Source organism: Pseudomonas sp. 58(2021) (assembly GCF_017491585.1).
Taxonomy (GTDB): Bacteria; Pseudomonadota; Gammaproteobacteria; order Pseudomonadales; family Pseudomonadaceae; genus Aquipseudomonas; species Aquipseudomonas fluorescens_BT.
Genome location: NZ_JAFGYZ010000035.1, coordinates 24,103 through 34,345 on the forward strand (window position 1 = coordinate 24,103; position 10,243 = coordinate 34,345).

General features: G+C 61.5%; 9 protein-coding genes. 3 read left to right on the plus strand and 6 right to left on the minus strand.

The features are described 5' to 3' along the window. Positions 1–3: 3 nt before the first annotated feature. From J5M72_RS27605 to J5M72_RS27620, 4 genes are all read right to left on the minus strand, one after another. On the minus strand, positions 4–1,416 hold the full coding sequence (locus J5M72_RS27605; RefSeq protein WP_207868085.1) for an aspartate aminotransferase family protein: 1,413 nt from the start codon (positions 1,414–1,416) through the stop codon (positions 4–6). Positions 1,417–1,559: 143 nt separating this feature from the next. Next, on the minus strand, positions 1,560–2,045 hold the full coding sequence (locus J5M72_RS27610; protein WP_169431274.1) for a GNAT family N-acetyltransferase: 486 nt from the start codon (positions 2,043–2,045) through the stop codon (positions 1,560–1,562). Between the two features lie 99 nt (positions 2,046–2,144). Further along, positions 2,145–3,467, minus strand: coding sequence for an ATP-binding protein (locus J5M72_RS27615; RefSeq protein ID WP_207868088.1), 1,323 nt, complete (start codon positions 3,465–3,467; stop codon positions 2,145–2,147). Beyond that, positions 3,467–4,147, minus strand: a complete 681-nt coding sequence (locus J5M72_RS27620; RefSeq protein WP_114884486.1) for a response regulator — start codon at positions 4,145–4,147, stop codon at positions 3,467–3,469. The genes J5M72_RS27615 and J5M72_RS27620 overlap by 1 nt, the downstream gene beginning before the upstream one ends. Before the next feature lie 153 nt (positions 4,148–4,300). On the opposite strand from J5M72_RS27620, the gene dsbD reads away from it, so the two are divergent. The 3 genes from dsbD to dsbG are packed head-to-tail and all read left to right on the plus strand — an operon-like array spanning position 4,301 to position 7,652. Further along, a complete protein-coding gene (gene dsbD / locus J5M72_RS27625; RefSeq protein WP_207868092.1) occupies positions 4,301–6,034 on the plus strand; it encodes a protein-disulfide reductase DsbD in 1,734 nt (577 codons plus the stop codon). Continuing rightward, positions 6,034–6,906, plus strand: a complete 873-nt coding sequence (locus tag J5M72_RS27630) for a TlpA disulfide reductase family protein (protein ID WP_169431277.1) — start codon at positions 6,034–6,036, stop codon at positions 6,904–6,906. The genes dsbD and J5M72_RS27630 overlap by 1 nt, the downstream gene beginning before the upstream one ends. Further along, complete coding sequence (gene dsbG, locus J5M72_RS27635; protein WP_207868094.1) at positions 6,882–7,652, plus strand: thiol:disulfide interchange protein DsbG; 771 nt, start codon at positions 6,882–6,884, stop codon at positions 7,650–7,652. The genes J5M72_RS27630 and dsbG overlap by 25 nt, the downstream gene beginning before the upstream one ends. 48 nt (positions 7,653–7,700) lie before the next feature. On the opposite strand, the gene J5M72_RS27640 is transcribed toward dsbG, so the two are convergent. Together J5M72_RS27640 and J5M72_RS27645 are read right to left on the minus strand one after the other, a co-directional pair. Then, a complete protein-coding gene (locus tag J5M72_RS27640) occupies positions 7,701–9,224 on the minus strand; it encodes a hypothetical protein (RefSeq protein WP_207868096.1) in 1,524 nt (507 codons plus the stop codon). Between the two features lie 121 nt (positions 9,225–9,345). Further along, entirely contained in the window at positions 9,346–10,170 is an 825-nt protein-coding gene (locus J5M72_RS27645; RefSeq protein WP_207868098.1) for an alpha/beta fold hydrolase, read from the minus strand. Positions 10,171–10,243: the final 73 nt, after the last annotated feature.

The following is a 10,243-nucleotide window of genomic DNA, read 5'->3' on the forward strand; positions in this document are numbered from 1 at the left end:
AATTTACAGGGCCGCGGTCGCCGCACTCAGCGCACGGCCGAAGATCTCGGCGACGCGATCGATTTCAGCGGCGGTGATCACCAGCGGCGGCAGGAAGCGCACCACCGCACCATGACGGCCGCCCAACTCCAGGATCAGCCCGCGCTTGAGGCACTCGCGCTGCACCAGCGGCGCCAGACGCGCGAAGACCGGTGGGTGGCCCAATGCATCCGGCGTACCGTCCGGATCAACCAGCTCTACGCCGAGCATCAGGCCTCGACCGCGAATATCGCCCAGTTGCGGGAAGTCACGTTGCAGGATGTGCAGATGCTCGCTCAGGCGTTCGCCCATGGCGGCGGCGTGATCGCAGACCTTGTGCTCGACCAGGTAACGCATCACTGCGGAACCGGCGGCCATCGCCATCTGGTTGCCACGGAAGGTACCGGCGTGGGCGCCGGGCTGCCAGGTGTCGAGCCAGTCGCGATAGACCACCACCGCCAGCGGCAGGCTGCCGCCGATGGCTTTGGACAGCACCACCACGTCCGGGATGATGCCGGCGTGCTCGAAGGCAAACATCTTGCCGGTACGGGCAAAACCGCTCTGGATCTCGTCGACGATCAGTGCAACGCCGGCCTTTTCGGTGATGCGGCGCAGACCGCGCAGCCACTCGATGTCGGCCGGAATCACACCGCCCTCACCCTGCACCGCCTCGACGATCACCGCCGCCGGCAATTGCACACCGGCCTCGGGATCATTGAGCAGGTTTTCCAGGTAACTCAGGTTGGCCTTCACGCCCGCCGCGCCGCCGAGGCCGAACGGGCAACGGTAGTCGTACGGGAACGGCATGAATTGCACGCCATTGCTGAGCAGCGCGCCCAACGGTTTTTTCGGTCCCAGGCTGCCCATCAGGCTCAACGCGCCCTGGCTCATGCCGTGGTAACCGCCGGAGAACGACAGCACGGTGCTGCGCCCGGTGGCGGTGCGCACCAGTTTCAGCGCGGCTTCCACGGCGTCGGTGCCGGTCGGGCCGCAGAACTGGATTTTCGCCTGGGAAGCCAGCGCCGGGGGCAACAGGCCGAACAGGTCCTGAACGAATTGATCCTTCACCGGCGTGGTCAGGTCCAGGGTATGCAACGGCAGCTCATCGGCCAGCACCTGCTGGATCGCCTCGATCACCACCGGGTGGTTGTGCCCCAAGGCCAGTGTGCCGGCACCGGCGAGGCAATCGATGAACGTGCGCCCTTCAACGTCCTCGACATACAGACCCTTGGCACGTTTGAGCGCCAGGGGAATGCGCCGCGGGTAGCTGCGGGCATTGGACTCCTGCTGGCTCTGACGGGCCAGCAACGGCGATTCACTGAACTGATACAGCGTTTCAGCCGGCGCGGAGGCGATCCGGGCCGACGACTCTTCGATAAGGCTGGTGGCGACTGACATCTCTCGACCCCTCAATACGCTATGGATAGTGACCAAAACTGCACACCGCACAGGTGCGCGTTCCGGTCGCGGGGCGCACATGCAGGTTTTCCTGTTCTGGAAACGCACCAGCCTCTCGAGGATTTACACCCTTGAGCCAGTTGTCATGCCGACAGCGGCAGCGACTTGTGCATCGGCAGGCTGCGCATGCCGTGGCGGATGAACGGCGGCGCCGACTCGCGGTAGCCCAGACGCCGATAAAAAGCCTCTCCGGTGCGGGTACTTCTGAGCATCGAGCGGTCGCTGCCGCGGGTCCGCAGCCAGCCTTCGAGATCCGCCATCAATGCTCGGCCGGCGCCACGACGAAACCACTCCGGCTGCACATGACACAGCGTGACATCGCCATCGACAGTGGCCATGCCGACGCCGACCGGTTTGTCCTGCAACAGGGCAATGTTCAGATAATGCTGCGGATCGGCGAGCCAGGCGCTGATGTGTTCCTGAGATTGCTGGCGAATCCAGGCCTCGACGAGGAGTGGGTCATTTCGATGATCGAGCGCGCAGCCGACGCGGATCGAACGCTCGACGATACGGCTGATGATGCCGGCATCGGCCGCAGAGGCCGGGCAAATGTAGATGGGTGCATCCATGGCGCAGTTCCCTCAGTCCATTGAGTCAAAGGCCGGGCGACAATAGCGTTGCAACCGACCGATGACCAATGCAGAGAGGTTACATTTGATGTGCCGGGCTCAGGCCGGTTGCAGCGGCATGGTCAGCTCGACCCGCAAACCGTCCGGGCGGCTGTCGAAATGCAGGGTGCAGGCACAGCGCTGGACAATCGCCTGGACAATCGCGAGTCCGAGCCCGCAACCGGTGCTCTGACCGTTGCGCCAGAAGCGTTGGGTCAGGTGTTGCAGATCATCCGGGGCGATCCCCGGCCCATGATCGCGGACCACGAAACGCACGCGATTGGCGGTGGTTTCCAGGCTCAGGTCCACCGCGCCATCCGTCGGCGTGTGACGCAAAGCGTTATCCAGCAGGTTGCGCAGAGCCGCGATCGACAGCACCGCCGGCATTTGCAGGGGCGCAGCGGACAAGTGTTCAGGCAGGTGCAGCCTGATGCGCTGGCGCTGGTCGCTGGCCGAGTCCTGAATCGCCAGTTTCGCAACCTGCTCGGCACTGCACTGCACGCCGTCGTCGAACGACAGACTGCCCTCGACCCGCGCCAGCAACAACAATTGCTCCAGGGTCCGGTGCAGGCGGTCGGCGCCCTCCTCGGCCCGGGCCAGAGACTGGTCGCGGGCACTGCCATCGGTCATCCGCGCCACTTGCAGGTGGGTCTTGATCGCCGTCAGCGGACTGCGCAGTTCATGGGCCGCGTCACCGGTCAGGCGACGTTCGCGCTCGATGGTTTTGCCGATGCGCTGGAACAGTTGGTTCTGGGTTTCAAGCAATGGTTTCAGCTCGCTGGGGAATGACTGCAACTGCAACGGTTCGAGGGAATCGGCGTTGCGGCGCATCAAGGCTTCGCGCAAGCGATTGAGCGGTGCCAGCCCCTGGCCGATCCCCAGCCACAGCAGGCACAGGCAGCCGAGCAGCGCCACCCCCACCGGCACCGAGGCCGCCAGCAGGATCGACATGTTCAGGGCTTCGCGCTCGATCACCCGGTCGGCGGTGGTGATGCGCACATCGCCACGGGCCAAAGTGAACGTGCGCCATGGCGCGCCATCGATCATCTGGTCGTGGAAGCCCATTTTCTGCGCCTCCAGTGCCTGTTCCGGATTGTTGTGGCTGCGGGCGAGGATTTCGCCACGCAGCGAACTGACCTGACAGGCCATACCGCCGGGAATGTTCAGTTGTTCTGCACTGAAGTGCGTTCCGTCGCCCTTGCTCGGTATCGCAGGCAACTGCTCCAGCAGCCCGGCAACCATCCGCGCCGACGCCACCAGCCGCTGGTCGAGGGAAAACATCATCTGATTGCGCAGGTCGCTGAGCATCCAGGCAGCCGCCAGGGCCCAGATCAGCGCGAACGCGGCGCCGAGGGTCAGGCTCAGGCGCAGGCGCAGACTCATCACTTGTCAGGTTCTCCACCATCGGCCGGGCCCAGGCGATAACCGAGACCACGCACGGTTTCGACGATGCCTTTGCCGAGTTTGCTGCGCAGGTGATGGATGTGCACGTTGAGCGCGTTGCTTTCCAGTTCATCGCTGAAACCGTAGACGCTGTCCTTCAATTGCTCGGTGGACAGCACCCGGCCACGGTTGTGCAGCAGGGCTTGCAGCAGGGACTGTTCGCGGCGGGACAGGTCCACCGAACGGCCCGCCAGGGTGGTTTCGCGACTGCTCGGATCGTAGGTCAGCGCGCCGTGCTCGATCAGGTTGACGCTGCGCCCGGCCACCCGGCGCAACAGGGTTTGCAGACGGGCGAACAGTTCCCGCAAATCGAAAGGCTTGAGAAGGTAATCGTCGGCACCGGACTGCAAACCGTCGACCCGGTCAGTCACCGAGTCCCGCGCGGTAAGGATCAGTACAGGAATTTCCAGACCTTGCTGGCGCAGTTGCTGCAACAGTTTGAGGCCATCTTCATCCGGCAGACCGAGGTCGAGCACCATCACGTCGAATTCGGCGACCTTGAGGATCGCCCGGGCCTTGGAGGCCGTATTGACGTGTTCGACCGTCAAGCCCTGGGCCGTCAGCCCGGCGACGATGCCGCTGGCGATCAACTCATCGTCTTCGCAAACCAGTACGTGCATGGTGAGTCCCGTAGAAAAAAGCCGATTAGGCGGTTGGCCGATTAAGCTGACATTATGCCCCGAACGCCACAGCGACAAGGGTGCCGCGGTTAATCATCGGTTAATCGCCGCCGCCCATTGTGCTCATCACTTGCACAGGGACAAGGCTCCTCCATGCGTCATATTTTTTTGTTGTTAGCATTTTTGATTTCGGGTCTGGCCCAGGCAGGGAACGATCCTTTTTCGACAAAACCGGAATTTCTCCCGGTCGACAAGGCCTTCGTCCTGACGTCCGAACGTCTGGATTCCGGCGAAACCCAACTGTTCTGGCAGATCACCGACGGTTACTACCTGTATCAGAAACGCCTGAAATTCGATGGATTGGCGGCGGAGAATGCCCCGACCCTGCCCGTAGGCGAATCCCACAGTGACGAGTATTTCGGCGAGCAACCGGTCTATCGCCAGGGTCTTGAACTGAAAATCCCGGCAGCAGCCAAAGGCCAGATCAAGGTCAGTTATCAGGGCTGCGCCGATGCCGGCCTGTGCTATCCACCGCAGACCCGTGTGATCGACCTCGGAGGCAAAGCGGCCGCTGCGGTGGCGGATGAGGCACAGGATCAAGCGCTGGCCAGCGGCCTGCAACAACACACACTGGGGTGGAGTTTGCTGGTGTTCTTCGGGCTCGGCCTGCTCTTGGCTTTTGCGCCGTGCTCGTTGCCGATGTTGCCGATTCTGGCCGGCATGGTGGTCGGCAGCGGTGCCACGCCACGTCGCGGTTTCGCGCTCGCCAGCAGTTATGTGATCTGTATGGCACTGGTCTATGCATCGATGGGCGTGATCGCGGCGCTGCTGGGGGCGAACCTGCAGGCGTGGTTGCAGAATCCGTGGCTGCTGGGTGCTTTCGCGGCCATCTTCGTGATCCTGGCACTGCCGATGTTCGGCTTTTTCGAACTGCAACTGCCGGTGGCCCTGCGTGACCGGCTGGAGCATGCCTCGCGCAGTCGCAGCGGCGGCAGCCTGATCGGTGCAGGTGTTCTGGGGGCCCTGTCAGGCCTGTTGGTCGGCCCGTGCATGACCGCGCCGCTGGCCGGTGCTCTGCTCTACATCGCGCAAAGCGGCAATGCGTTGCACGGTGGGCTGATTCTGTTTGCTCTGGGGATTGGCATCGGCGTGCCCCTGCTGTTGCTGGTGACCGTCGGCAATCGCTTCCTGCCAAAACCCGGCGCGTGGATGAACCTGCTCAAGGGTATATTCGGCTTCCTGTTCCTGGGTACGGCGGTGCTGATGTTGCGGCCGGTGCTGGATCCTTCGCTGTGGCTCGCGCTGTGCGGGGCCCTGTTGCTGATTGCGGCATATTGCGCCTGGAAACAGTCCGAAGGCTTCGGCCGGGTCGCACAGTTGTTTGGAGCCAGTTCGCTGTTGCTGGGCATATGGGGCAGCTTGCTGCTGGTGGGCGCGGCGGGCGGTGGCGACGATCCGTATCAGCCGCTGCAGATCTACAGCGCCGGACGCACCGGTGCCGCGATACCGGACGGCCACGAGGCGTTCACCACGATCAAGGACCCCGCGGCCCTGCAACGTGAACTCGATACCGCCAAGGCCCAGGGCCAGTGGGTGCTCATCGACTATTACGCCGACTGGTGTGTGTCTTGCAAAATCATGGAAAAACAGGTGTTCGGCCAGGCGCGAGTCATGCAGGCCCTGAACGACGTGCGTCTGCTGCGGCTCGACGTCACCGCCGACAATGCCGCCAGCCGCGAACTGCTCGGCCGCTACAAAGTGCCGGGGCCACCGAGTTTTGTGTGGATCGGTGCCGACGGTGAAGAGCGCCGCAGCCAGCGCATTACCGGCGAGGTCGATGCCGACACCTTCCTGCAACGCTGGACCACCACCCGAGATGCCCGTTAATGCTGACTTTCACCCTCGGCACCTTTGCCATCGCGCTTAACCACCTGCTGCTGATCAGTGCCCTGGCGCTGGCGACGTTCGTCGGCTGGCGGGTGGCCAAGCGCGGCGGCGATAATCCCGAGTCGGCGCTGTTCAGCCTGTTCCTGCTGGGCATGCTCGCGGCGCGCATTGCGTTTGTCGCTGTGTACTGGGGCCACTATCGCAACGATCTCTGGCAGATCATCGATCTGCGCGACGGCGGTTTCCTCGCCTGGCCGGGGGTGATCGTGCTCTTGCTGGCGGCGCTGTATCGCGGCTGGCGCCGGCCGGGCTTGCGTCGACCGCTGGGTTTCGGTGTGGTCAGCGGTGTGGCGTTCTGGGTGATGGCGACCTTGTCGCTGAACATCTACGAGCAAGGCACGCGCCTGCCGGACATCACTCTGCGCAACGCCGCCGGGGAAACCGTGAAACTCACCGATTATCAGGGCGGACCGCTGGTGATCAACCTGTGGGCCACCTGGTGCCCGCCGTGCCGCCGGGAAATGCCGGTGCTGGAGAACGCCCAGCAACAACGCCCGGACCTGACGTTCCTGTTCGTCAACCAGGCCGAAAGCATGCAAAGCGTCGCCACGTTTCTCGAAACCCAGGGCCTGAGCCTGAACAACGTGCTGTTCGACCGCAGCGGACGCCTCGGCCAGGCCGTGGGCTCCATGGCCCTGCCGACTACCCTGTTCTATAGCCCGGACGGTCGTCTGCTGGGCAGCCATCTGGGCGAGTTGTCGAACGCCAGCCTGGCCCGCGCCCTGGAAAGCTTCGACACCCCGGCCTCCAGCCCGAATCCGGCCACCACTTCTTCAAGGAAACTGCCATGCCCCGCCTCCGCCACCTGCTGACGCTGACTCTGGGCGCCGCCCTGCTGCACTTGCCGTCGGTCCAGGCCGCTGAAGAACTGCCTGAAGCGATCAAGAAGATCGAAGCCAAGGGCGCCAGGATCGTCGGTCAGTTCGACGCGCCCGACGGCCTGCGTGGTTACGCCGCGCAATACCAGAACCGCGGGATGGCGCTGTACCTGACGCCGGACGGCAAGCACGTGCTGCTGGGCAACCTGTACGACGCCGACGGCAACGACCTGAGCAGCGCGCCGCTGCAAAAACTGGTCTACGCGCCGATGGCCAAGGAAGTCTGGGCCAAGTTCGAGGCAAGCAACTGGATTCAGGACGGCAACAAGGATGCCCCCCGCACCGTGTACCTGTTCAGCGACCCGAACTGCCCGTACTGCAACATGTTCTGGGAACAGGCCCGCCCCTGGGTCAAGGCCGGCAAGGTGCAGTTGCGGCACATCATGGTCGGCATCATCCGCGAAGACAGCCCGGCCAAATCCGCTGCGCTGCTGGCTGCCAAAGACCCGGCCAAGGCCCTGGAAGATCACGAGAAGGCCGGCAAGGCCAGCACACTCAAGGCCTTGAAGAACATTCCGGCCGCCGTGCAGACCAAACTTGCAGCGAACATGCAATTGATGGAAGACCTGGAATTGCAGGCCACCCCGGCGATCTTCTACATGGACGACAAGGGTGAACTGCAACAACAGCAAGGCGCGCCGACGCCGGACAAACTGGCGAAGATTCTCGGCCCGAAATAATGAAAAAAGCCCACTCTCAGGAGCGGGCATTGATTGTGGCTCGAACAATCAACCGCACTTTATGAAGTTGTCGAGAAAGCTATAGTCCTCGCATGTCACTGTCATGGACTTGATGCGTGTTTGCGGTGGCGCCACGAAGTCGATCAATTGATGCAAGGCGCCGCCCTGGTTCAGGCCGTGGTAATCCTTGCTTCCCAGGGATACACCACTGGCATCAAAGTATTCGACGGTGCCTTTAAGATGCAGGTGGGCCCAAGTGAACGAAATTCGATCGTAGTCCGCCTTGAATTCAAACTGAATGTGTTGAGGCGGCGATGTCTTGGGCGAGTTGATACACATGCCAAAAGAGAGTTCTTCAATGAACCCGATAGTGTTGTAGCCAAAACGCATGATGCCTGCCGATCCCGCCCCGTCCAGCAGCGTGATCGACATGGTGGGCAAGGTGAAAGTGTAATTGTCAGCGGCGCTGACAAGTTTTATTTCGTGATTATCAAAATTTTCCTCATGAACATAGCGCTGCTTCTGCACCGTTACTCGAGTGATGGGTGATGGCCGATCGATATCCTCCCGCGAGACGATGTAGCTCGCGTCAACCGTTTTACCTTCACTGGCAGCCACTGCCGATGCACTCACGGTGACTGTAACCTCGCCTGATGAATTGCCATCTATCGCTTTCAGTTCAGGTGACCCCTCGCCCGCAGTGCCACGCCACAACGGCATGATCCTGTCGGTAGGGCGCATGTCCTTGTACTTGATGACCATCATCGCCTCGTCCGGGACCAGTTCCGGATTCAGCACCTGATGCTGTGTCTGTTTGACAGTCGGTGCCAGTAAATCGGTGTCGGATTTCCGCAAAAGTGCTGTCCAGCGCGGCAATTCATGCGCGGTGCCAATATCCGGATTGTTGTCGAACGTGACAAACACCTCTAGCGTCAGTGCCGATATATCGTCAAGCTGAGTCAAAAAGTTTCGATCAATAGTCAATTCCAGACCGTTGCTCACCTGCTCGGATGTCACTTCCAGCGCCTTGACCAATTCAAGCGTTTCGTGGGTTGGATAATTGCGCTGTCCGACAACGTTGATCCAGATGAGCTGCCCCGGCGCGATGAACAACCAAGGTAAAAGCCGAACACGCGCGTTGCCTGAAAACCTGCGCATGTCCAGAAATTCAGTACCTTCGGTCTTGACGACATCGGGTAACTGCGGTTTCGGCAACTCCTCGGGAGAAATGTGTTCTACCGTCAGCTCAAGTGTATGGGAAAGCTGCACTTCTTCATTCAAGATTGCCTCGTACCAGACTCGCACGGGTTTACCGACAGATTCACCGATGACCGACGCAGGGATCAAAACCTCAGCGGGAAGCGAAGCCTCCTTCGACTGAGTGGTAAATTCTTCGATATGGCCGGACCTTGCCCAGAAGAGCCGGACACTATGTTCCGTAGTGAGCCCTGGAAAAACGATTTCTACGGTTGTACCGCCCAGAACCTTGGCAGGTTGTAATGTTGAGTTGTGCGAAGCATCAGATACCAATGGAACCGGAAGCTCAGGAACATTTGCTGATTGGCTGGACATGACGACTCTCCTGTCGGCGATCACACGATTCAGCCCACAATGGGCAAAACCATTTAATGCCTGCTCAAGAAGAGCGCGCTACTGTCAGAGTTGACAGTAGCGCGGGACGCAGAAAGGTGATTCAGTCGACGGAAGGGTTCTGTTCAGACAAAAAGGTAAACAACACCTCCGTCACAAACCCGGGATTCTCCAGATTGGAGATATGCCCCGCTTCCGGCACCAGCACACACGAACAGCCAATCAACTCAGCCATTTCCCGTGCTTCCGACGGCGGGCGTGGCTTGTCCTGGTCGCCGCAGACCACCAGTGTGGTCGCCGCATTCAGCTCTCCCAGACGCGGCAACAGGTCATCACGGCCAAAGGTGATGCGCCCCATCGGCACGATGCTCTCGCGCAGGCGTTCAGCTGAATAGCCGGCGAGTTTTGCGCGGAAATCCTGATACAGCGCCGACTCTTTATCGATGCCCGGGCGGAAGAAAATCGGCACCACGATATCCAGCAGTGGCTCGGAGATCCCGCCGCTTTCCTCGATCTGTTTGAACAGCGAGAAGTAGTACTGGCGAGTCGGCTCCGGCTCGACGCCGACGTAAGTGTCCATCAGCACCAGACCGTTGAGCCGCTGCGGCGCCGACAGTGCCAGGCGCACGCCCCACATGCCGCCGATCGACAGCCCGACCAGCGTCACCCGGTCGATGTCCAGATGATCGAGCAAGGCCAGCGCCTGGCGTGCGATGTCATCCAGTGATGTGGTGCCTTCAGGCAAACGCCCCGATTCACCATGGCCCCAGAGGTCCAGCGCAATCACCCGATAGTGAGGCGACAGCGCTGCGATCTGCGGCGCCCACATGGCCTGGTCCCACAGGTAACTGCCGGCCAGCAATACCGCCGGGCCCGTGCCTTGATCAATGTAGTGAAGCGCCTGTCCGTCAACCGTGAAAAAAGGCATCGATAACCCCCCTGGCAAAGAAACTGGAGCCCGAAGACTGAGCGGACCGGCCTCGGCCGTCAATGATATGAAA

Excerpts from the sequence above, each read along its gene's own strand:
- J5M72_RS27610 (WP_169431274.1), bottom strand. The coding sequence starts at position 2,045 with ATGGATGCACCCATCTACATTTGCCCGGCCTCTGCGGCCGATGCCGGC.
- J5M72_RS27620 (WP_114884486.1), bottom strand. The coding sequence starts at position 4,147 with ATGCACGTACTGGTTTGCGAAGACGATGAGTTGATCGCCAGCGGCATC.
- J5M72_RS27640 (WP_207868096.1), bottom strand. The coding sequence starts at position 9,224 with ATGTCCAGCCAATCAGCAAATGTTCCTGAGCTTCCGGTTCCATTGGTA.
- J5M72_RS27645 (WP_207868098.1), bottom strand. The coding sequence starts at position 10,170 with ATGCCTTTTTTCACGGTTGACGGACAGGCGCTTCACTACATTGATCAA.
- dsbG (WP_207868094.1), top strand. The coding sequence starts at position 6,882 with ATGCCCCGCCTCCGCCACCTGCTGACGCTGACTCTGGGCGCCGCCCTG.
- J5M72_RS27615 (WP_207868088.1), bottom strand. The coding sequence starts at position 3,467 with ATGAGTCTGCGCCTGCGCCTGAGCCTGACCCTCGGCGCCGCGTTCGCG.
- J5M72_RS27630 (WP_169431277.1), top strand. The coding sequence starts at position 6,034 with ATGCTGACTTTCACCCTCGGCACCTTTGCCATCGCGCTTAACCACCTG.
- J5M72_RS27605 (WP_207868085.1), bottom strand. The coding sequence starts at position 1,416 with ATGTCAGTCGCCACCAGCCTTATCGAAGAGTCGTCGGCCCGGATCGCC.
- dsbD (WP_207868092.1), top strand. The coding sequence starts at position 4,301 with ATGCGTCATATTTTTTTGTTGTTAGCATTTTTGATTTCGGGTCTGGCC.